This window comes from Staphylococcus caprae (assembly GCF_002902725.1).
Lineage (GTDB): Bacteria > Bacillota > Bacilli > Staphylococcales > Staphylococcaceae > Staphylococcus > Staphylococcus caprae.
Window position 1 is genome coordinate 17448 of the sequence record NZ_PPRT01000008.1, and the last position, 24603, is coordinate 42050.

20 protein-coding genes are annotated in these 24603 nt (G+C 34.2%); 16 read left to right on the forward strand and 4 right to left on the reverse strand.

The features are described from left to right. The 4 genes from dat (at position 1) to CD155_RS01825 (ending at position 3836) form a co-directional block, all read left to right on the forward strand. Positions 1 to 849, forward strand: a complete 849-nt coding sequence (gene dat, locus CD155_RS01810; RefSeq protein WP_002443454.1) for a D-amino-acid transaminase — start codon at positions 1 to 3, stop codon at positions 847 to 849. 407 nt (positions 850 to 1256) lie between these two features. After that, entirely contained in the window at positions 1257 to 2048 is a 792-nt protein-coding gene (locus tag CD155_RS01815) for a phosphotransferase family protein (protein WP_037541515.1), read from the forward strand. A gap of 12 nt (positions 2049 to 2060) precedes the next feature. Further along, positions 2061 to 2705, forward strand: coding sequence for a tRNA (guanosine(46)-N7)-methyltransferase TrmB (trmB, locus tag CD155_RS01820; protein ID WP_002443451.1), 645 nt, complete (start codon positions 2061 to 2063; stop codon positions 2703 to 2705). Between the two features lie 309 nt (positions 2706 to 3014). Beyond that, positions 3015 to 3836 (forward strand): YtnP family quorum-quenching lactonase, encoded by an 822-nt coding sequence (locus tag CD155_RS01825; RefSeq protein WP_103212349.1) that lies wholly within the window; start codon positions 3015 to 3017, stop codon positions 3834 to 3836. A 76-nt stretch (positions 3837 to 3912) separates the two neighbouring features. Here the strand turns inward: CD155_RS01825 and CD155_RS01830 are convergent, their stop codons facing one another. Continuing rightward, a complete protein-coding gene (locus CD155_RS01830) occupies positions 3913 to 4227 on the reverse strand; it encodes a peptidase (RefSeq protein ID WP_037541514.1) in 315 nt (104 codons plus the stop codon). 85 nt (positions 4228 to 4312) lie between these two features. On the opposite strand from CD155_RS01830, the gene CD155_RS01835 reads away from it, so the two are divergent. The 10 genes from CD155_RS01835 (at position 4313) to ccpA (ending at position 17353) form a co-directional block, all read left to right on the forward strand. Then, on the forward strand, positions 4313 to 5389 hold the full coding sequence (locus CD155_RS01835) for a M42 family metallopeptidase (protein WP_103212350.1): 1077 nt from the start codon (positions 4313 to 4315) through the stop codon (positions 5387 to 5389). A 12-nt stretch (positions 5390 to 5401) separates the two neighbouring features. Beyond that, complete coding sequence (locus CD155_RS01840; RefSeq protein WP_002443444.1) at positions 5402 to 5713, forward strand: thioredoxin family protein; 312 nt, start codon at positions 5402 to 5404, stop codon at positions 5711 to 5713. A gap of 114 nt (positions 5714 to 5827) precedes the next feature. Continuing rightward, positions 5828 to 6688, forward strand: a complete 861-nt coding sequence (locus tag CD155_RS01845) for a DUF1444 domain-containing protein (protein ID WP_103212351.1) — start codon at positions 5828 to 5830, stop codon at positions 6686 to 6688. A 19-nt stretch (positions 6689 to 6707) separates the two neighbouring features. After that, the gene (gene ytpR / locus CD155_RS01850) at positions 6708 to 7304 is read left to right on the forward strand and encodes a YtpR family tRNA-binding protein (RefSeq protein ID WP_103212352.1); all 597 of its coding nucleotides are present in this window, start codon (positions 6708 to 6710) and stop codon (positions 7302 to 7304) included. A gap of 20 nt (positions 7305 to 7324) precedes the next feature. Next, entirely contained in the window at positions 7325 to 11050 is a 3726-nt protein-coding gene (locus CD155_RS01855) for a DNA translocase FtsK (RefSeq protein WP_103212353.1), read from the forward strand. A gap of 20 nt (positions 11051 to 11070) precedes the next feature. Further along, positions 11071 to 12384: a UDP-N-acetylmuramate--L-alanine ligase gene (gene murC, locus CD155_RS01860; protein ID WP_070873374.1), complete on the forward strand. Its 1314-nt coding sequence runs from the start codon at positions 11071 to 11073 to the stop codon at positions 12382 to 12384. 73 nt (positions 12385 to 12457) lie between these two features. Further along, entirely contained in the window at positions 12458 to 12982 is a 525-nt protein-coding gene (locus CD155_RS01865; RefSeq protein WP_103212354.1) for a DUF948 domain-containing protein, read from the forward strand. Positions 12983 to 13058: 76 nt separating this feature from the next. Then, the gene (locus CD155_RS01870) at positions 13059 to 14693 is read left to right on the forward strand and encodes a coiled-coil domain-containing protein (protein ID WP_103212355.1); all 1635 of its coding nucleotides are present in this window, start codon (positions 13059 to 13061) and stop codon (positions 14691 to 14693) included. 277 nt (positions 14694 to 14970) lie between these two features. Next, positions 14971 to 16062: a bifunctional 3-deoxy-7-phosphoheptulonate synthase/chorismate mutase gene (locus CD155_RS01875; protein ID WP_103212356.1), complete on the forward strand. Its 1092-nt coding sequence runs from the start codon at positions 14971 to 14973 to the stop codon at positions 16060 to 16062. Between the two features lie 301 nt (positions 16063 to 16363). Next, on the forward strand, positions 16364 to 17353 hold the full coding sequence (gene ccpA / locus CD155_RS01880) for a catabolite control protein A (RefSeq protein ID WP_103212357.1): 990 nt from the start codon (positions 16364 to 16366) through the stop codon (positions 17351 to 17353). A gap of 140 nt (positions 17354 to 17493) precedes the next feature. Here the strand turns inward: ccpA and CD155_RS01885 are convergent, their stop codons facing one another. Together CD155_RS01885 and CD155_RS01890 are read right to left on the reverse strand one after the other, a co-directional pair. Further along, on the reverse strand, positions 17494 to 18669 hold the full coding sequence (locus CD155_RS01885; protein ID WP_103212358.1) for an acetoin utilization protein AcuC: 1176 nt from the start codon (positions 18667 to 18669) through the stop codon (positions 17494 to 17496). A gap of 129 nt (positions 18670 to 18798) precedes the next feature. Continuing rightward, a complete protein-coding gene (locus CD155_RS01890; protein ID WP_103212359.1) occupies positions 18799 to 19431 on the reverse strand; it encodes a GNAT family N-acetyltransferase in 633 nt (210 codons plus the stop codon). Positions 19432 to 19601: 170 nt separating this feature from the next. Between CD155_RS01890 and acsA the strand changes: the two genes are divergently transcribed. Beyond that, positions 19602 to 21311 carry an acetate--CoA ligase gene (gene acsA / locus CD155_RS01895; RefSeq protein ID WP_103212360.1) on the forward strand — a complete coding sequence of 570 codons (1710 nt, stop codon included), beginning with the start codon at positions 19602 to 19604 and terminating at the stop codon, positions 21309 to 21311. 305 nt (positions 21312 to 21616) lie between these two features. Continuing rightward, positions 21617 to 23284, forward strand: a complete 1668-nt coding sequence (locus CD155_RS01900; protein WP_070871977.1) for a formate--tetrahydrofolate ligase — start codon at positions 21617 to 21619, stop codon at positions 23282 to 23284. Positions 23285 to 23366: 82 nt separating this feature from the next. Here CD155_RS01900 and CD155_RS01905 read toward each other — a convergent pair whose 3' ends face one another. Next, on the reverse strand, positions 23367 to 24281 hold the full coding sequence (locus tag CD155_RS01905; RefSeq protein ID WP_070830846.1) for a transglycosylase domain-containing protein: 915 nt from the start codon (positions 24279 to 24281) through the stop codon (positions 23367 to 23369). Positions 24282 to 24603: the final 322 nt, after the last annotated feature.

Sequence of the window (24603 nt, forward strand, 5' to 3'; positions counted from 1 at the left end):
ATGACAAAAGTTTTTATTAATGGTGAATTTGTAGAGGAAAAGGACGCTAAAGTATCATACGAAGATAGGGGCTATGTTTTTGGAGATGGTATTTATGAGTACATCCGTGCTTATGAAGGCAAATTATTTACAGTAAAGGAACACTTTGAAAGATTTTTGAGAAGTGCGAATGAAATTGGATTAGATTTAGAATACTCAGTTGATGAGTTAATAGAATTAGTACGCCAATTATTACATGAAAACAATGTTAAAAATGGTGGAATATATATTCAAGCTACAAGAGGCGTAGCCCCACGTGAGCATTCATTCCCCACACCTCCTGTTAAACCAGTAGTTATGGCATTTACTAAGAGCTACGACAGACCGTATGAACAATTAGAAAATGGTATTTATACTGTTACAACAGAAGACATTCGTTGGCTTCGTTGTGACATCAAAAGTTTGAATCTTCTAGGAAATGTTTTAGCAAAAGAATTTGCTGTTAAATATAATGCGACAGAAGCGATTCAACACCGAGGAGAAACAGTTACGGAAGGTGCTTCAAGTAACGTTTATGCTATTAAAGACGGTGCGATTTATACACATCCTATCAATAATTTTATTTTAAATGGTATTACGCGTCGTGTAATTAAATGGATTGCTGAAGATTATAATATTCCGTTTAAAGAAGAAACATTTACTGTTGATTTCTTGAAAAATGCTGACGAAGTCATTGTTTCTAGTACTTCTGCTGAAGTTATGCCTGTCATCAAAGTTGACGGTGAAAATATTGGTGATGGAAAGGTTGGCGATGTAACACGTCAATTACAAGAAGGATTTAACAAATATATCAAATCTCATAGTATTTAAAGTTAAGAATATTAGAAATTTTAAAAACTTAAAAACTTAAAAATCTTAATATAATTGTCTTATTTTTCCAGTATTTAGGAAGAAGAATGTGTTATAATTTAAAGCAAAGCGATTTAATGATTTTAAGGACGTCGAACTAGTAAAATGTGTCATTTTGTTTCTCATTTTTAGTTGAAATGTACCCTTAAAAATTATAAAATCTTTTATGAGTGATAAATAAAGAACGGGCTGATTGATTAAAATATTTAGGGAATTTTATATTATCAAGCCAACTAAAAAACTGTTATCTAAATATCAATTGAGCGTAAGAGACAAAAAGAATATGCGCTTTTCTATAAATTAGAATATATGGCTCTTGAAAAATATATTTCTAGAGCCATTTTCTAATTGAAAGTGAGGTGAACGTGTTGGAGCAGTTTTATCAGTTAGGGTGGACACTTGACTCTGCTGGAGGAGCTTCTGGTGAAGCTTATATGGCTGAGCAAGATGGACAGAAATTATTTTTAAAACGTAATTCTAATCCTTTTATTGCAGCATTATCTGCAGAAGGAATTGTACCAAAACTTGTATGGACGAAACGTATTGAAACAGGAGAGGTAGTCACTGCGCAACATTGGAAAAATGGTCGTGAGCTTAAATCCGATGAAATGGATCAAACGAGAGTAGCACAACTGCTTAATAAAATCCACAGTTCTAAGCCACTACTTACTATGCTTAAACGTATGGAAATGGAACCCATTACTCCTGAAATCATGTTAAATAAAATTAATGCTTCTCTTTCTAGAGAAGTTTTAACCCACCATGTTGTGAGAAAAGCTTTAACTTATTTAGAGGACCATATACCTAATTTAGATTCACGCTTTTTTACTGTCGTACATGGTGACGTCAACCACAATAACTGGTTATTATCTGATAGAGATGAGTTATATCTAGTAGATTGGGAAGGCGCTATGATTGCAGACCCAGCTATAGATATTGGCATGCTGCTTTATAACTACGTTCCTCAATCTAAATGGTCAAAATGGTTCAAAACCTATGGCGTAGAAGAGAGTATGAATTTAAACAAACGTATGAAATGGTATACAGTGATTCAATCCATTGGTATGGTTCAATGGTATGAAGAACAAAAGCGCTATAAGGATATGAACTTGTGGCTAAAATTCTTAAATGAAGTGATGAATAGCAACCTATTTATATAAGGAGAAATTAAGATGAGAGTTCGATACAAACCTTGGGCAGAAGACTATTTAAAAGAACATCCTGATCTCGTTGATATGGATGGTACACATGCTGGTCACATGTCTGAGTGGTTTGACAAAGAACAACCTATTTATATAGAAATTGGTTCTGGCATGGGACAATTTATAACTACTTTAGCTTCCCAACATCCAGAAATTAACTTTGTGTCAATGGAACGAGAGAAAAGTGTGATGTATAAAGTTCTTGATAAAGCTAAAGAACTTCAGTTAACTAATTTGAAAATGATTTGCAACGATGCAATAGAGTTAAATGAATACTTTAAAGATGAAGAGGTTTCTAGAATTTATCTTAACTTTTCTGATCCGTGGCCTAAAAAACGTCATGCTAAAAGACGTCTAACATATCATACATATCTTGCTTTATATAAGCAGATTCTTAAAGAAGATGGTGAAATACACTTTAAGACTGATAATAGAGGACTTTTTGCGTTTAGTTTAGAAAGTATGTCTCAATTTGGTATGTATTTCACTAAAATGAATTTAAATCTGCACGATGAAGATGACGAAGATAACATTCTTACTGAGTATGAGAAGAAATTTTCTGAAAAGGGTTCAAGAATTTATCGAATGGAAGCAAAATTTCATAAAAACTTTTAAATGTATTGGGAGTGGGACAGAAATATAATTTAGCAAAATTATTTTCATTGTCCCACCCCGGCAAGGATGGCTAGGATTAAAAGAAGCTTGATATAAGTGCACTTTTAATTCAGACATCTACTGCCAATATGTAAAAAAAGGCTGAGACAATTAATCATGTCCCAGCCTTTTTTATTAATTTTTAAATCGTTCTAATTAGTTAAAAATCATTTGTTTGAATTGCGATTAGATAATATTTGTAATACTTTTGAATAAAAGATGTAATTTACATCAATTTAGAATATAAATAACGTAGAGGAGGAGTTATTTATGAAATTAGGAAAGTTTACAATACATTATTTAAGAGGTGGGAACACAAATATAGATGGCGGAGCTATGTTTGGCGTCGTGCCTAAACCATTATGGACGAGAAAATATAAAGTCAATGATAAAAATCAAATTCACACGCCTACACATCCTATATTTATTCAAACTGAAGATAAGAACATTTTAATAGATACAGGTTTAGGTAATGGTAAACTTTCTGAAAAACAGCAACGCAATAGTGGTGTAGACTATGAGAGTCTCATTCAAGAAGATTTAGCTCAACTAGGATTAACTACCTCTGACATTGACATGGTATTGATGACACATCTCCATTTCGATCACGCAACTGGATTAACTGATAATCATGGACATGCAATTTTCGAAAATGCGACACATTTTATTCAGCAGGACGAATGGCATGAATTTTTATCACCTAACATAAGAAGCCAAGCAACTTATTGGGAAGAAAATCAAGGAGATTACAAGCAAAATCTTATTTTATTTGAAAATGAAATAGAACCTTATCCTGGAATTAAGATGATTCATACAGGTGGCCATAGCTTTGGTCATTCTATTATTACAATTGAAAGCGAAGGGGAGCATGCTGTTCATATGGCTGACATTTTCCCAACGACTGCACACCTTAATCCACTTTGGATTACGGCATACGATGATTATCCAATGCAATCTATCCGTAAAAAAGAACGTTTGATTCCATATTTTATGTATCATAATTATTGGTTCTTGTTTTACCATGATGAAAATTATTTTGCAGTAAAATACAAAGATGACCATAAGACAATCGACACATACATTTCCAGATGAAAAAAGGGTTATAGTTTGAGGAATTTTAGTTAACTCTCAAACTATAACCTTTATTTATTACATTCCGTATAAAATATTATAACTCTATAATATCAAGTACTTGTCCAGAAAGTGCATCTGCATAAAACTCATATTCTACTAATTCACCATGTTTGTATGCTGTAATACCGCCTTGATAGATAGGTTGATTCTGATTAACGTTATCTAAAACGATAGGCTGATGCACGATATAAGAGCCTTTAACTTCTCTAAAGTATGTTTTAACTTCTTCAAGTAATCGTTCTGCGTTATAAAATTTGTGCTTAGCTAAATAAATAATTGCACAGATAGAAACTATAACAGTTGTTGTAAATGTCATGAGTGCGATACTTTTTAAATTAAAAAACTTCATCATATATTCTCCTCTTAACGAAATTCTTATCATTAGTTTACCATATTGAAGATGATATAATAGAGTACAAGGAGTGAGATTTTGTATGACGATTGAAAATACGAAAACTTTAGAACGAATTAAAAATTTAACAGAACTTCATGGAGCCCCTGGTTTCGAAAATGAGGTTAGAGATTATATGAAAAAAGAAATGGCACCATACGTAGATGAATTTCTTCAAAATAAAATGGGCGGATTTTATGGTATTAAAAAATCTAAAAAAGCGAATGCACCAAAAGTAATGATTGCAGCTCATATGGATGAAATTGGCTTTATGATTACACATATCAAAGATAACGGCATGATACAATTCACTCAATTAGGTGGCGTTGCAAATGATATTTGGCAAGGTCAGAGACTTAAAGTGAAAAATAGAAATGGTGATCAAGTCGTGGGTGTAGTAGCCAACATACCAAAACATTTTAGAACAGGAAACGAAGCTGTTCCTGAAATTAAAGATTTGATGTTAGATATAGGTGCTACTTCCCAAGAAGAAGTAAGAAGTAGAGGGATAGAAATTGGCGACACCATTGTCCCAGATACAATCTTCACACAATTATCTGAGCATCGCTATAGTGCGAAAGCCTGGGATAATCGATACGGTTGTGTGCTTGCGATAGAAATATTAGAATTACTTAAGGATACAGAATTAGATGTAGATTTATATGTAGGTGCAAATGTGCAAGAGGAAGTTGGTTTAAGAGGTGCGAAAGCGGCAGCAGAACAAATTAATCCTGACATTGCCTTCGTTGTAGATTGTTCACCAGCAAATGATATTAAAGGCAAGCAACAACTCTCTGGTGCACTAGGGGAGGGCACACTCATACGTATTAAAGATGGTACGATGATATTAAAACCTCAGTTTAGAGACTATCTGTTACAATTAGCTGAATCTAATGATATTGCACATCAATATTACATTTCTCCAGGAGGTACAGATGGCGGAGAAATTCATAAAGCTAATGAAGGGATTCCAACAGCAGTCATTGGCGTTTGTGCGAGATATATCCACAGTACTGATGCAGTATTTGATATAAGAGATTATTATGCTGCAAGACAATTATTAAAAGAAAGTATTATGAACTTAACTGAACAACAAATTGAAACTTTAAAATTTGGATAAGGAGTATAGAGTATGAAACAACTTGAATCTGAAAAACAATTCGAAGAATTAAAACAAGGTAAAACGGTGTTTGAATTTACTGCTGGATGGTGTCCAGATTGTAGAGTTATCGAACCTGATTTACCCAAGTTAGAAGAGAAATATCAAGAATTTGATTTTGTCTCTGTAGATAGAGATCAATTTATTGATTTATGTATAGATAACGATATTCTAGGAATACCGAGCTTTTTAGTTTTTAAAGAGGGCGAACTTTTAGGTAGCTATATTGGAAAAGAAAGAAAATCAATTGAACAAATCGACGAATTTTTAGCACAACACATCTAGATTTGTATAAATTTTAAAACTCACGAAATATACACACTGTATTTTAGTTTTTTCTGTTATATAGCGGTTATTTATTGTAAACTGTTATAAGGTGCGAAAATAGGAGTGTTATAAATGAACGTCTTTCAAATGAGAGATAAATTAAAAGCACGTTTAAATCATTTAAATGTGGACTTTAAATTTGATAGAGAAGAAGAAACATTGCGAATCTATCGAACAGATAATCATAAAGGTGTAACAATTAAACTCAATGCTATTGTCGCTAAATATGAAGAGCAAAAAGATAAAATTATAGATGAAATTGTTTATTACGTTGAAGAAGCTATTGCTCAAATGGGGGATAACGCCATTGAACAACTTGATGATATAAAAATCATGCCAGTTATAAGAGCAACAAGTTTTGATAAGAAGACCAAAGAAGGTCAATCATTTGTCTATAGTGAACATACTGCTGAAACGAATATTTACTATGCACTGGATTTAGGTAAATCATATCGATTAATAGACAAAAGTATGTTAGAAACATTAAATATGACAGAACAACAAGTTAAAGAAATGTCATTATTCAATGTTAGAAAACTTGAAAATAAATACGCTACAGATGAAGTTAAAGGGAATATCTTCTACTTCATCAACTCTAATGATGGATATGATGCCAGTCGCATACTTAATACATCTTTCTTAAATGAGATTCAAGAACAATGCGAAGGTGAAATGCTTGTAGCTGTACCTCATCAAGACGTTCTTGTTATCGCTGATATACGCAATAAAACAGGTTATGATGTCATGGCCCATTTAACTATGGAATTCTTTACTAAAGGGTTAGTACCTATTACATCATTGTCCTTTGGCTATGATAAAGGGCACCTAGAACCGATATTCATTTTAGGGAAAAATAATAAACAAAAGCGAAATCCTGACGTCATTCAGCGATTAGAAGCGAATAGAAAGAAATTCAATGATAAAGATAAATAATAGAAATGGAGTTTTATAAATGAACTTATTTTACAACCCACAAGGGGTAGGAGATGTGGCATTCTTACAAATTGAACCTACAGACGGTGCGTTTGAATACAATAAACAAAACGATGTCGTTGAAATTACAAAAGAAGGACAAGTCGTAGGATATAACGTGTTTGACGCATCTAAAAAGGTAAATATTGAAGGAAATGGACATATTAAATTAACTTCAGAAATCATTAACGCTTTACAACAAACAATTTCAGATGCAGGATTTAATTATCAATTAGATACAGATCTATCTCCAAAATTCGTTGTAGGATATGTAGAAACTAAAGAAAAACATCCTGATGCTGATAAGTTAAGCGTACTTAACGTCAATGTTGGTAACGATACACTGCAAATTGTATGTGGAGCACCAAATGTTGAAGCAGGTCAAAAAGTCGTTGTAGCAAAAGTCGGCGCTGTGATGCCAAGCGGAATGGTCATTAAAGATGCTGAACTCCGTGGTGTTGCTTCTAGCGGTATGATTTGTTCAATGAAAGAATTGAATTTACCTAACGCGCCACAAGAAAAAGGTATTATGGTATTAAGCGACGATTACGAAATTGGGCAAGCATTTTTTGATTAATTAAGAAAGGTAGTGGAATTATGAGCTGGTTTGATAAATTATTTGGCGAAGATAATGATTCAAATAGCGACCTGTTACGTAAAAATAAAAAAAGAAGACAGAGTTCGCAATCACAACAAAATAATCAAGACTCATTACTGCCTCAAAATAATGACATTTATAATCGCCCAAGAGGAAAATTTAGATTTCCTATGCAAGTGTCTGAGGAAACATCTGCTCAATATGAGGAACATAGTTACGATGAAAGTGAAACTTCTGGATACCAGGCGTATTCTGACTCAAATTACACGCAAGACTATGGACAAACCTATACTACTGATAGCTACGGGAAAAGACATCGACGTCGTAGAGCTTCACAAATGACTGAAGGTAGTGCTAGCGATAGTTATCAAAGCCATCATGTCGATAAACAAACTTCTCATGAACCTAAACGTAATAGCAGAAGAAATACCTATAGTCAGTCAAACGCTCAAAAAGATCACAAGAAAGAGAACCATCATTCTCGTACGAAATTACAATCTGAGCGATTAAAATCTAAAAGTCAGTTACATTCACCTTCAAGTTCTGAATTTACATATCATCGTAGTAGCTTTAAAGCGAGTGAAGTTCCATCAGCTATATTCGGAACTAAGAAAAGACGACCAATTGAGAATGGTGTGATACCGCCTAAACAAGAATCACAAAACGATGATTCAAAGGATATGAATAAAGATTCTGATTCTAAGCAAAGCCAACGTCACGCTTCAAATGAATACGATGTGAACATGTATAGACAGTCAATTAATAGCCAAATGGGTTATCAACAAGAAGACTCGCTGCATTCTAATCAACCTGAGAAAAGTGACAACGAACAGCAATCAAAGAATTCAAGTCGTTCTCAACAGTCTTCACCAGAGCAACAGTCAAATCAACAATCATCTCATCAATCAAAAGGGAAAACGCCGAACTATTCTAAAAGAGATAACACAATCAATATCGAAAATATATACGCTTCTCAAATCGTTGAAGAGATTAGACGAGAAAGAGAACGAAAAGTTCTTCAAAAGCGGAGATTTAAGAAAGCATTACAAGCTAAAAGACAACAGAATCAAAACTCAGAAGAGGATAGTATTCAAAAAGCGATTGATGAAATGTATGCAAAACAAGCGCATCAATACATTGGAGAAAGTTCTCTAGACGAAGATGACAATGAAGATCATATCGATGTAGAATTAAATGATTCTTCAGATCATCCTTCAACAAAGTCTTTTGAAGAGGATCAAATTGGTGCGTCATCCTATAATTACGAAGAGATTAATCTAGATGATGAACATCATATTCAAAAGTTAAATGATGAAGATGTACAAGTGAATGATGGTCCGATGAAGTCAGGTCAAGATAATGAAAATGAACTTAACAAAAAAGATGAAGAGATTGAAGATGCTCAATTCCACGAATTAGACGATAGCCAACAACAATCAGATGCAACAACTCATTCTGAACAAGAAGACTCAAAACAACATCAGTACAATGAGGCAATTAATCAAAGCGTGGACAATGAAACAGAATATGCGAAACATAGAGATATCAATGATACAGATCCATCTGCAAGTTCAAGTGAGTCGTCTTCAAGTGAGTCGTTCAAAGAACAGCCAAGCGAAACTATTCAATCAAGTCAGACTTTAGAAAGTGACCGTGCAACGTCAACTAGCGAACCGCATTCAACGTCTTCAAGTCAAGAAGGTCAAAGCCAAGGTTCTGAAATGGATACAGAAGTATCACATTCAAAATCTGAAGCGCCAGCTAAACCGAAACAACGATTTGGTGGTAGTCGACCGTTCAACGTTTTAATGACGCCATCTGATAAGAAGAGAATGATGGATAGTAAAAAAGAGCATAGTGTAAATGTTCCAGAATTAAAACCTGAACAGCGTCATACTCAGAATGCTTCTTATAGCACTACCGATTCGAGTCGATCTTCTGAGAGTGAATCAGGTTCTACTACTTACTCCACTTCATCAAATGAAGATAGTAACGATATAGAACATTCAGAATCAATGTCACAACAAGATTATCGTCATCCTAATCCTAAAGATGCAGCTCCGAATAGTGGTACTGATGAAGATCTACATTCGTATAATGACGCTCATGATTCGGATACAGAAGATGTAGAAACATCGAATACTGATTTTCATTTTTCAGAAGCGCAGAATATAGAAGATCATCATGAATTAAACAGTCACATGAGTCATCAAGTAGAAGACCATGAAGAAACTACTACAACTCACAATTCAAATGTGACACAAGAACAAGATTCAAATCATCATGAACATCAGAGCCAACAACAACCTCAACATCAAGGAATAAGAAAAGGGCCTAATATCAAACTACCTAGCTTTGATTTATTAGAGGAGCCAGAACCACACGAAATCAACGAAGAGTGGATAGAAGAAAAGAAACAGGAACTAATTGATGCATTGTACTATTTCAACGTACCTGCAGAAGTTAAAAATGTGACTGAAGGTCCAAGTGTGACAAGATTTGAATTATCTGTAGAAAAAGGTGTTAAAGTTTCAAGAATTACTGCACTTCAAGATGATATTAAAATGGCTTTAGCAGCAAAAGATATTCGTATTGAGGCACCAATTCCTGGAACGAGTCTAGTTGGTATAGAAGTGCCAAACCAAAATCCAACTAAAGTAAACTTAAGGTCAATCATTGAGACGCCTAAATTTAAAAATACAGAATCTAAATTGACTGTAGCAATGGGTTATAGAATTAATAACGAACCATTACTTATGGATATCGCTAAAACGCCTCACGCTTTAATTGCAGGGGCAACGGGGTCAGGTAAATCAGTTTGTATCAATAGTATATTGATGTCACTATTATATAAAAATCATCCAGAAGAATTACGCCTATTATTAATTGATCCTAAAATGGTAGAACTTGCACCATATAACGATTTACCACACTTAGTTTCTCCAGTAATTACTGATGTTAAAGCTGCCACACAAAGTTTAAAATGGGCAGTCGAAGAAATGGAGAAACGTTATAAATTGTTTGCGCAATATCATGTGAGAAATATTACTGCTTTCAACAAAAAGGCACCGTATGAGCAAAGAATGCCGAAAATTGTTATAGTAATTGATGAGTTGGCCGACTTAATGATGATGGCGCCTCAAGAGGTAGAGCAATCCATTGCACGTATTGCTCAAAAAGCGCGCGCATGTGGTATTCACATGTTGGTTGCAACACAAAGACCATCAGTTAATGTCATTACTGGTCTTATCAAAGCGAATATTCCTACTAGAATTGCGTTTATGGTATCTTCAAGAGTTGATTCAAGAACAATTCTAGATAGTGGTGGCGCAGAACGTCTTCTAGGTTATGGAGATATGTTATACCTAGGTAGTGGCATGAATAAGCCAATTCGCGTTCAAGGGACATTTGTTTCTGATGAAGAAATTGATGATGTTGTTGACTTTATTAAACAACAACGCGACCCTGAATATTTATTTGAGGAAAAGGAACTACTTAAGAAAACACAATCTCAAGCACAAGACGATTTATTCGACGATGTGTGCGAGTTTATGGTAAATGAAGGACACATTTCAACTTCACTTATCCAAAGACATTTCCAAATTGGTTACAATAGAGCAGCTAGAATTATCGATCAGTTAGAACAGTTAGGCTATATTTCAGGCGCTAATGGTTCTAAACCAAGGGATGTTTATATTACTGAAGCGGATTTAAATAAAGAATAAATTGAGTAAGGAGTATTAAAATGACGCACTATCATTTTGTCGGAATTAAAGGTTCCGGCATGAGTTCATTAGCACAAATCATGCATGACCTTGGTCATGAAGTCCAAGGATCAGACATTGAAAAATACGTATTTACAGAAGTTGCTCTAAGAAATAAAGGCATTAAAATTCTACCTTTTGATGCTGACAATATAAAAGAAGGTATGGTAGTCATTCAAGGGAATGCATTTCCAGATACTCATGAAGAGATCGTTAGAGCACATGATTTAAAATTAGATGTAATTAAGTATCATGATTTTCTTGGTCACGTGATTGATCAATATACTTCTGTAGCAGTTACGGGTGCACATGGTAAAACTTCAACTACTGGCTTACTTTCACATGTGATGAATGGTGATAAAAAGACATCATTCCTCATTGGTGATGGTACTGGAATGGGCCTGCCAGGTAGTGACTATTTTGCATTTGAAGCGTGTGAATACCGTAGACACTTTTTAAGTTATCATCCAGATTATGCAATTATGACTAACATTGACTTCGATCACCCTGATTATTTCAAAAATATTGAAGACGTTTATGATGCTTTCCAAGATATGGCACATAACGTTAAAAAAGCAATTATTGCATGGGGCGATGATGATTACTTACGTAAATTAGAAGCTGATGTACCAATTTATTATTATGGTTTTAAAGAATCAGATGATATCTATGCTAAGAACATTCAAATTACTGAAAAAGGTACTCAATTTGATGTTTATATCAATGGTGAATATTATGATCAATTCTTATCACCACAATTTGGCGACCATAATATTTTAAATACGCTTGCAGTTATTGCGATAAGTTATTTAGAAAAAATGGATATTGAAAATATTAAAGAAGCGTTAGAAACGTTTGGTGGTGTAAAACGTCGCTTTAATGAAACAAAAGTATCTAATCAAGTATTAGTAGACGATTATGCTCACCATCCAAGAGAAATTAGTGCTACAATTGAGTCAGCTCGAAAAAAATACCCAAATAAAGAGGTAGTAGCTGTCTTTCAACCACACACTTTCTCTAGAACACAAGCATTTCTTGATGAATTTGCATCTAGCTTGAGTAAAGCAGATCAAGTATTCTTATGTGAAATTTTTGGTTCGATTAGAGAAAATACTGGTGACTTAACAATAGAAGATTTAATTAATCGTATTGACGGTTCGGCACTAATAGATGAAAATAGTATTGACGTATTAGAAAAATTTGAAAACGCTGTAATTTTATTTATGGGTGCGGGTGACATTCAAAAGTTACTTAAAGCATATTTTGAAAAATTAGGCGTAGAAAATGACTTTTAATATGTTTATATTAAAACATCATGGGTATTAAATATTAATGACTTTAATTTAAGGTATTTAGGAGGCGTTTTTAATGGATTGGATTTTACCAATTGCAGGAATTATTGCCGCGATAGCTTTCTTAATCTTATGTATCGGTATCGTTGTTGTTTTAATTTCTGTTAAAAAGAATTTAGATTACGTGGCTAAAACACTAGATGGTGTTGAAGGTCAAGTTCAAGGTATTACTCGTGAAACTACTGATTTACTTCATAAAGCAAATCGTTTAACTGAAGATATTCAAGGTAAAGTGGATCGTTTAAACTCAGTTGTAGATGCTGTTAAAGGCATTGGTGACTCAGTACAAAATTTAAATGGTTCTGTAGATCGAGTAACAAACTCAATTACGCACAACATTTCTCAAAATGAAGATAAAATTTCTCAAGTAGTACAATGGTCAAACGTTGCAATGGAAATTGCAGACAAATGGCAAAATAGATACTACCGTAGAGGAAGTGCAAACTACAAAACAAACACTGTAGCTGACGATGCTAAGCATGGCTATACTCATTCAGATAACAATGCTGATCATAGCTACACTACACGTGTTAACAAATAATTAATACGAACGAATTAAATGCACTTAAATGAGGTTTTTACTTATTTAAGTGCTTTTGTTTTAGGAGGAATTGTTTATGGAACATTATAACCGCGATGATTTTGAGACAAATAATACAGGTCGTGATTTATATAACCGTACGTCACGTTATTCATCAAGAGCGCCTAAACGTAAGGATTTTGTAGTAAGCTTTATAGCTAGTGCAATCGTTGGTTCAGCTCTAGGTTTATACTATAAGAATAAAGTATACAAAAAGACAGATGAATTAAGAGATAAAGAGAGAGATTTAAGAAACAAAGTTCTCGATTATAAAGAACAAGCTGAGAATACAGTTAATTCAGTTAGAGAAAAAGTGGAAGACTTTAGAAATCGCTCCAAAGATGGATTAACTTCTGAAGAATTGCAAGCTCAAAAAGTAGCGATTCAAAGAGAAGTGAACGATAACAACCTTGCAGATCAGTCTCCTGAAGCACAAGAAATTCAAGAGGCTAAACTAGAAGCTACGAAAGATGATTTTGACCAAGAGCAAGGACCATCAGCTTCAGAGTTAGCTGCTCAACAAAATGCAATTCAAGAAGAAACAAAACTTGCAGACGAATCACCAGAAGCGCAAAATATTCAAGAAGCGAAAGCTGAAGCACAACAACAAAGCGGTCCAACAGCCTCAGAGTTAACTGCGCAACAAAACGCAATCCAAGAAGAAACAAAACTTGCAGATCAGTCACCAGAAGCGCAAGATATCCAAGAAGCGAAAGCTGAAGCACAACAACAAAACGGACCATCAACTTCAGAGTTAACTGCACAACAAAACGCAATCCAAGAAGAAACAGAACTCGCAGATCAATCACCAGAAGCACAAAATATTCAAGAAGCTAAAAATGATGCGAAGGCTAAAGATAGCCAAGAAAACGCACATATTGATAGTGATAAAAAACCTTCTGCTGAAGAAATTGCTATCGCTCAAACAGCTGTTAAGAAAGAATCAAGCGATAATAATTTAGCTGATCCTACAACTAAAGAGGGTAAAAATGAAGATACAGCTAGTCATACACAAGCAGAAAAAATGGCAGTAGCTGCGCAAACTAAAAATGATAAAATCAATAATGATAGTCAAGTAGCTAAGAATACAAAAGATCTTACTACTGAACAAGATATTCCTAAATCTTCTAACAAAGAAGTTCCTAATTTAGTAACTAAAGATCAAAAAGAAGAAACATCATCTAATGAAGGTTCATTTGCTAACCGTTTAGCTACGGCAGCTAAGACTAAAAAATCCAAATTAACTAAAGGTTCTAAAGAAGCACAATTGACAGAAGCTCTATTAGCAGAACCAACGATTAAAAAAGGTAAGAAAAAAACAAATGTGCCAAACTTAGTCACTCAATCTAATAAGCAGTCTTCAAATGCAAAACAGAAAGATACTACTCAAAAAGGTACAACAACTCAGTCTCAAGCATCAGCAACATTTGAAAATGGCGTAGTGACACACGAGAAGTCAACAAAAGGTAGTCAAAAATCTAAGAATACTGGCAATAAAACGAATGCTACCAACAAAAAGAAAAACACAAATAAAAAGACAACAAACAAAAAACAAAGTAATACACCTAAACAAAACAATAGAAATCAAAAACAACAAACTCAATCAGATAATAATCAACAAAAGGTAGAAAAAGCGAACAGCAAGATTGAAAAACGTACTTTTAATGATTAAACTGAATAATTATATTAATTAAAGATATGATTCAAAAGGCTGGGGCAACTTTTAAAGATTGTCTCAGCCTTTCTAAATTAAAATGAAATTTCGCCCACATATGAAACACATTAACAGTTTGAGCAAGTTATGACGTTTTTAGAAAATTTTTTATTTTCTGTAAACAACAACTTGAACTATAAAATTGAAATTGTTAAAATTAGGTCTAAATACTTTTAATTTATCGCTTTAAAGTAATATACTTTCATACATAATTATATCTTAGAGGTGAGTAGAAATGACTAATAAATTGGAACAATACCGTGAAGAGATTGTCTCATTAAATAACCAAATTTTAGATTTGTTATCTAAGAGAGGCGAGTTAGCTCAAAAAATTGGAGAAGAAAAAATTAAACAAGGGACTCAAGTATATGATCCACAGCGTGAAAAAGAAATGATTAACGAATTATTGGATAAAAACCAAGGTCCATTTAATGATAATGTAATTAAGCAGTTGTTTAAAAAAATTTTTAAAGCCTCTACTGATTTACAAAAATCTGAAAATGAAAAACACCTTTATGTCTCTCGTAAACTTAAACCAGAAGATACGATTGTAAAATTTGATAACGGTGGCATCATTGGTGATGGAAATAAATCATTTGTATTCGGTCCTTGTTCGGTAGAATCACAAGAACAAGTGGATGCTGTTGCAAGTGACTTACAAGCTAAAGGAGAAAAATTTATCAGAGGTGGTGCATTCAAACCTCGTACATCTCCTTATGATTTCCAAGGTCTTGGTGTAGAAGGATTAAAAATACTTAAAAACGTTAAAGATAAGTTTAATTTAAATGTAGTGAGTGAGATAGTAAATCCTAATGACTTTGAAATTGCAGATGAATACTTAGATGTGTTCCAAATTGGCGCTCGAAATATGCAGAACTTCGAATTATTAAAAGAAGCTGGACGCACAAATAAACCGATTCTTTTAAAACGTGGTTTATCAGCGACTATTGAAGAATTCATTTATGCAGCAGAGTATATTGCTTCTCAAGGCAATAGAAACATCATTTTATGTGAACGTGGTATACGTACTTATGAAAAGGCGACTCGAAATACTTTAGATATTTCTGCAGTACCTATCTTAAAACAAGGTACACATTTACCTGTAATGGTCGATGTTACACATAGTACAGGAAGAAAAGATATTATGTTACCAACTGCTAAAGCCGCATTAGCTGTAGGTGCAGATGGCGTAATGGCTGAGGTTCATCCAGATCCATCTGTCGCTTTAAGTGATGCAGGTCAGCAAATGGACTTAAGTGAATTCAATCAATTTTATAATGAACTCAAACCACTTGCAGATATGTATAACGCTAAGAAATTAAAATAATTTTCGAGTGATAACTTTATTGTAATGACAGATTAGGCTACTTTATTGTTCTCTAAACAGGATAGTAAAGTAGTCCTTTTTATTTTTTAGGGAATTTCTATTTATTAGAAATACTATTGATAGAAATATAAAATTTTTAAAATAGAAATACACAAAAACTAACGAATTGTACACGCTCTTTCTGACAGAAATGTGACAAAAGAACAAAATGATTTCGCAAACGTTTTAAATATGATAAACTTTGAAAATGATATGAAAGCACGATATAATAGCTAATAAAACGCTTACAAGGAGGATAATTATGACTGTAACAATTTATGATGTTGCAAGAGAAGCACGTGTGTCGATGGCAACTGTTTCACGAGTAGTAAATGGCAATCAAAACGTTAAGCCCGAAACTCGAAATAAAGTCAATGAAGTGATTAAAAAATTAAACTACAGACCTAATGCCGTTGCTAGAGGACTTGCAAGTAAACGTACAACTACTGTAGGAGTGATTATACCTGACATTTCAAATGTGTATTATTCACAACTTGCCCGTGGTTTAGAAGATATCGCTACAATGTATAAATATCATTCAATTATTTCTAACTCAGATAATGATCCTGAGAAAGAAAAAGAAATATTCAATAATCTATTAAGTAAACAAGTAGATGGTATTATTTTCCTTGGTGGTACGATTTCAGAAGAAATTAAAGAATTAATTAATCAATCATCAGTTCCTGTTGTCGTTTCAGGCACAAATGGTAAAGATGACCACATCGCTTCAGTGAACATTGATTTCAAACAAGCAGCAGAGGAAGCAGCACAACATATGTTTGAACAAGGTGCTAAAAAATTTGCTCTTGTAGGTGGGGATTATTCTAAAAAAGCACAAGACGATGTGTTACAAGGATTAACTAAAGTTCTTGACCAACATCAACTAGAATTGGATGAAGCACTTCATTTCTCTGGGAAAGAAAGTTATAAAGAGGGCATTAAAGCATTTGAAAGATTACAAGATAATATGCCAGACGCAATACTTTCAATTAGTGACGAACAAGCAATAGGTATTTTACACAGTGCATTAGATGCTGGTGTGAAAGTACCTGAGGATTTACAAATTGTCAGCTTCAACAATACACGCCTTGTTGAAATGGTTCGTCCTCAATTATCAAGTGTCATCCAACCTTTATATGATATCGGTGCAGTAGGCATGAGATTATTAACGAAATATATGAACGAAGAAGATATTGAAGAGCCAAATGTGATTCTTCCACATAGAATAGAATATCGTGGCACTACGAAATAAACTATCGCCGATGAGCTCAGGCTCACGATAAGATGAATTAAATATATGTTAAAACGGATGCATGATTTGAGGTATAACTACTTTTCACTCAACACGCATCCGCTTTTTTATGCCTTTAATGGTTCGACTCGACTGACAATTTACTTTTCATCTTTATAATGTGCGTACCAACTGGAGACTTGCTTTGCTATTCGAGCATTCTTTTCAGAAATTTCTTTAGTTCTAGGAATGTAAGTATAATCATTTAGTCGGTCTTCCCAGCGTTTAGGGAGTTGAACAGGGCTATATAATTTCCATTTATTAATCCAGCTCAGAGGGAGGTAACCTTGTTGAATGGGTTCACCGATTAAACTGAGAAAGACGTGACTCCAAGCACGAGGTACAACTCTCCATATATTATAACCACCGCCGCCAAACATGATTACTTTATGATGACAATAACGAGCTGCTAAATCTTGTATGATGTAGGGAATCGTATAGAGCGTGCTTAACGTACAACTGATATGTGTTAAAGGATCTCTATAATGGATATCTACCCCATGCACACTTAAAATGATGTCCGGTTTAAAAGCTGCTATAACTGGTTCCACAGTTTCTTTAAATACGTCTAAATATGAGTCATCTTCTGTATAGGGCTCTAATGGCACATTGACTGTATAACCATAACCGAGATCTTCACCACGTTCAGTATAATGTCCAGAACCTGGGAAAAGAAACTTGCCTGTTTCATGAATAGAATAAGTCATAATTTGATTATCTGTATAAAAGCTCCACTGTGTGCCATCGCCATGATGTGCATCAGTATCAATAATCATTACACGTTGATTGTAGCGTTCAACTAAATATTTTGCTGTAATCGCTACATCATTATAAATACAAAAGCCATTAGCCCGACCAGATTGAGCATGATGAAGTCCACCGCCTAAATGACAACCATTATCCAAAGAGCCATCCATCAATCGGTCCGCTAAATTAAGGGCGCCTCCTACAATACGGGCACTATGTCGATGCATATGTCTAAATTGCACGGTGTCCTCACTGTTTAGTCCATATTTTTTAGCTTCTTCTTCACTTAAAATCCCATGTGAAGCGTGACGAATAGCTTGAATGTAATCATATTTATGAATAAGTGCTAACTCATCATCTGTTGCTATTCTTGGTTTGATGATATGTTCAGGCTTAAGAAATTTTGCTTCTTTTAAGAGTTCCGTTGTTAACTTAAGACGCATTTGATTGAATGGGTGTTCGTTATTGAACCGATATTTTAAAATTTCATCTGAATAAACATATCCCGTTTTTATGTTTTTATTTTGCATCATGTCACCCCCTTATCAACATTTTTATTAAATTTTCTAAGTAGGGCGTGGGACAGCACAATTCATTTTCCTGAATGATATGTTTATCCCATCCCTTTTAAAAAGTAACTACAAACTATAATTCAGAACTTAAAAGAAGAATTTATTCTTATATCTAATATCATCAAAAGCTTGTTGTTGATCAAGGCTAATACGTTTACCAATACGAGCCATCAAACAATTAGCAGGGTGACTTGTAATTTCTGGATCATCAGTAGCAAAGATTTCAAGACCACCTTTAGCCATTAATTTCTGCATCAGTTTCTTATATTCAAACACATCAAGTTGAGCGTTATCTAAGTCCCAGTGCCAATAATATTCAGTCGTCAGCACAATATAATCTTCAAATTCATCAGAGGATAAGCTTGTAGCAATAAGTTCGCCACCTAAGTGAAAGTGTCTGTATTTTGGACTGATTTCAATGGCACCTAATTCAATCAGATAAGGTAAGTGGCCTTTTGACCATCTTTCGAATTCATCAGGGTAGTGATAGGTAACATATCCAATAAGATGATTACGCTGTCTAACTACATAAACACGTCCTTCTGGTAATTCAGTAATCTCTAATAATGCTTCATATTGATCTTGAGGTAGACGAAATGAATCGAGTTGTTCATCGAAAGTAAGCGTTTTCAAAAATGTATATGAAACAGGCCCTTCGATAATGAAATTCTCACCATTGATTAACATATTCTTAGTAACATAGGTTTTAACATGTCTCAAGATATCATCTCCTAATGTAACGCCGCTGATACTTATACTTATTATATAAAAAGTGGTTGTAATTAGACAATTAATTACTAAATACTACACGAAAAATTTTGAATAATGTGAAAATTATATGTATAATAACTTTTAAAGAAAGCGATTTCATTTACAAAGGGGGATTTACAATGAAAGTTGAACTTTATCAAAGTGAACCAGGACAATATAACTTAGATAATTACGCAAAAGCTTATCAAGAATTCAATTGGGAGGAAGTTGAAAAGTCATTTTCTTGGTATGAAACTGGAAAAATGAATATGGCTTATGAATGTATCGATCGACATGTAGATAGCGGAAAAGGAGATAAAATAGCTCTCAATTATAAAGATGAGAAGCGAAAAGAATCTTATACTTATAATGATTTAAAGCAGTTGTCTAATAGAGCGGCGAATATACTTAAAGATAAGGCACAAGTTAAAAAAGGGGATCGTGTCTTTATCTTTATGTCTCGTACACCAGAATTATACTTTGCTTTCTTAGGCATCTTAAAAATTGGGGCAATTGTGGGTCCATTATTTGAAGCATTTATGGAGAAAGCAGTCGCAGATCGACTCGAAAATAGTGAAGCTAAAGTGGTGATTACGAATAAAGCGTTATTGCCTCGCATTCCAAAAGATAAATTGCCAAATCTAGAAACGATTATTGTCGTGGACCAAGATGTTGACAGTGAATATATTGACTTTAATAAAGAGATGGATGAAGCAAGTGATCAATTTGATATCGAATGGTTAGAACCTGATGATGGTCTGATTCTTCATTATACATCTGGCTCAACAGGTCAACCTAAAGGTGTCTTACATGTTCAAAAGGCCATGTTACTTCATTATATTTCAGGAAAATACGTATTAGATTTAAAAGATGATGACATCTATTGGTGTACTGCTGATCCAGGTTGGGTTACGGGTACATCTTATGGTGTATTCGCGCCTTGGCTCAATGGTGTCACAAATTGTATTGCAGGCGGTCGCTTCTCACCAGAAGCTTGGTACAGTATGTTGCAAGAATTTAAAGTTACAGTTTGGTATACTGCGCCAACTGCTTTACGTATGCTGATGAGTGCTGGAGACGATATTGTTGAGAAATATGATTTATCTTCAGTACGTTCAATCTTGTCTGTAGGAGAACCTCTCAATCCAGAAGTGATTAAGTGGGCTAAAGATGTTTATGGTAAACGTGTCTTAGATACGTGGTGGATGACTGAAACAGGTGGACATATGATTGTTAATTATCCGTCAATGGATATTAAACTTGGTTCAATGGGTAAGCCACTTCCAGGCATTGAAGCAGCCATTATTGATGATGAAGGTAATGAATTGCCACCTAATCGTATGGGTAACTTGGCGATTAAGAAAGGTTGGCCTTCAATGATGTACGAGATTTGGAATAACCCTGAAAAGTATTACTCATACTTTATCGGTGATTGGTACGTTTCAGGAGATTCTGCTTATAAAGACGAGGATGGATACTATTGGTTCCAAGGTCGTGTTGATGATGTCATTATGACAGCTGGCGAACGTGTGGGTCCATTTGAAGTTGAATCAAAACTTGTTGAACATGAAGCGGTAGCTGAAGCAGGTGTAATTGGTAAACCGGATCCAGTACGAGGAGAAATTATTAAAGCTTTTGTTTCTTTAAGACAAGGATATGAACCAACAGAAGAATTGAAAGAGGACATCCGTAAATACGTAAAAGAAGGTTTGTCTGCACATGCAGCGCCGCGTGAAATTGAATTTAAAGATAAATTACCAAAAACACGTTCAGGTAAAATTATGAGACGTGTACTTAAAGCATGGGAATTAAATTTGGACGCTGGCGATTTAAGTACAATGGAAGATTAAATATAAGTATGGGAGGTTGGGATATCATTTAATATCTCAGCTTCTTTTAATATTTTGATAGAAGATATTTGAATTGAAAGAAAACTTGTAACACGTTTATCTTGATCCTAGCTATTCTTTAGACAATGGAGCTCCACCATATTGTTATTAAATTAAAATAATTATTAAGAACGAACATTATATAAATATTTATTATAATTATTCGACAATCAAAATTGAGTCGGTTATCATAAATCATATAAGTAGTATAAATAAGCATGCATGATTTAAGATTCATTGATAAAAATTTCAAGGGGTTGAATAATTTGGCACATTTATCAGATTTAGACATTGCGAATCAATCAGAAATAAGACCAATTGGAGAAATTGCTAAAAAAGCAGGCATCTCTGCTGATGCACTCGAACAATATGGACATTATAAAGCTAAAATTGATATTAATCAGATTAAGCCTAAAGAAAATAAAGGTAAAGTGGTATTAGTAACTGCGATGAGTCCAACACCTGCAGGAGAAGGGAAATCGACTGTAACAGTTGGCTTGTCCGATGCACTAAATGAACTGAATCATAATGTCATGGTTGCTTTACGTGAACCAGCGCTTGGTCCTACATTTGGTATTAAAGGTGGCGCAACAGGTGGCGGTTATGCACAGGTATTACCAATGGAAGATATTAATTTACATTTCAATGGCGATTTTCATGCGATTACGACTGCTAATAATGCGTTATCAGCGTTTATCGATAACCATTTACATCAAGGTAACGAACTGGGCATTGATCAACGTCGAATTGAATGGAAGCGTGTGTTAGACATGAATGATCGTGCGCTACGTCATGTCAACGTTGGATTAGGTGGTCCTACGAATGGTGTACCTAGAGAAGATGGTTTCAACATTACGGTTGCATCAGAAATCATGGCTATTTTATGTTTAAGTCGTAGCATTAAAGACTTAAAGGACAAGATTAGTCGTATTACGATTGGTTACACAAGAGACCGTCGTCCAATCACAGTAGCAGATTTAAAAGTTGAAGGCGCACTTGCGATGATTCTTAAAGACGCAATTAAACCTAACTTAGTACAAACGATTGAAGGAACGCCAGCACTCGTTCATGGTGGACCATTTGCTAATATTGCGCATGGTTGTAATTCTATTTTAGCAACTGAAACTGCTAGAGATTTAGCTGATATCGTAGTAACTGAAGCAGGTTTCGGTTCAGATTTAGGTGCTGAAAAGTTCATCAATATCAAAGCACGTGAAGCAGGCTTTGAACCATCTGCAGTCGTTGTTGTTGCAACTATTCGTGCGCTCAAAATGCATGGCGGTGTAGCTAAGGATAATCTTAAAGAGGAAAATGTTGAAGCAATTAAGTCAGGTATTGTTAACCTTGAACGTCATGTCAATAATGTGAAGAAATATGGTTTAGAACCCGTTGTCGCACTCAATGCATTTATTCATGATACTGAGGCAGAAACTGAATTTGTTAAGCAATGGGCGAAAGAAAATGGTGTACGCATTGCTTTAACTGAAGTATGGGAAAAAGGTGGTAAAGGTGGCATCGATTTAGCAAACCAAGTTTTAGAAGTCATCGATCAACCACAAACATTTAAGCACTTGTACGAATTAGAACAACCTCTTGAAGCTAAAATTGAAACAATTGTAAAAGAAATTTATGGTGGTTCAAAAGTTACATTTAGTAATAAAGCGCAAAAACAGTTAAAACAATTCAAAGAAAATGGATGGGATAACTATCCTGTTTGTATGGCTAAAACACAATATTCATTTAGTGATGATCAAACAGCTTTAGGAGCGCCATCAGACTTTGAAATTACGATTCGAGAATTAGAAGCGAAAACAGGCGCAGGATTTATTGTCGCATTAACTGGTGCAATTATGACTATGCCTGGTTTACCTAAGAAACCTGCTGCACTTAACATGGATGTTACAGATGACGGACATGCGATAGGATTATTCTAATTTATAAAAAAGCAACTATCATGATAAAAGGCTCTAGCGAATGGGTGATTTCCGCTAGAGCCTTTAATAATATAATTATCGATTATGATGCATCTTGTTGTGGATGTGTTAGTAGGTGTGCTTTGATATGGTATTTTTTTGCTCGAATATATTGTTTTTTTGAAATTTTTCCTTCGACTAACATTCGTTTAAGAACATAGTGTTGGCGTTGAATACTATATTTAAATTCTTCATTACTTTTTAAATTTCCATTATCATCATACGGCGTATAGCCATAAGGACTTTGTAATAATCCTATTAAGTACGCTGATTGAGCGATATTTAATTCTTTAGGTGGTATGCCGAATAAACTGAAAGAAGCAGAAGATATACCCGTGATATTCGCACCATTATAATCATGACCAAATGGAACGATATTCAAATACGTATAAATAATTTCATTCTTTGATAGAATTTTTTCAAGTTTCATCGCTAATATGATTTCATTTGCTTTACGACTGTAAGTTTTCTTATTCGTTAGAACTTGATTCTTGATGAGTTGTTGTGTGATGGTACTACCGCCAGATGTTTCATGAGCATCAACGATATCTTGAAACATTGCTCTCATCAGTGCTTTAGGTAATATACCGTTATGTTTATAGAAAAGAGTGTCCTCTGAGGACGTAAGCGCATGAATCACATTTGGATTGACATGCTTAGGACCCACAATTAATGTATTTTGAGAATGATCATATTCTTCAAGAATATGATTATTACGATGATTGATAAGTTCGTCCCCTGGAATATGAAGTACTTTCTGCTTCAATTCACTATTACTTATAGAGGATGCCTCAGATGTGAGATGGTGGAAGTACAAGATGAATCCCATCAACAATAGAATACTAATGGAAAGTATAACTAGGAATATGCCAACGCAAACGTGTTTAATTTTCTTATAAATGCGTTCAAATTGCACGTATTTATCTGTTGTTTGTGGAATACTTTTATTGTGACGCATCGCATACCTCCTAAATTTAGATATAGTATACCATATTCATGAAGTTGACTTTTAAAATAATGTTATCTATAATTAAATTCAATTCGATATATTTTGAATACGAGGAGAAGTAACATTTAAGGGATATTTTAGAGAGTTAGTGGTGGCTGTGAACTAACAATTGCTTTAATGTGAATACACCTCTATCATGTTATTCAACGTTTCATTAATGAACGTCTCATTAATAAAGTAATCCGAGTGTATCATTACACTCGATTAAGTATGGTGGTACCGTGCAATTGCGCCCTTACATTTCATGATGTAGGGGCTTTTTATTTTGTGA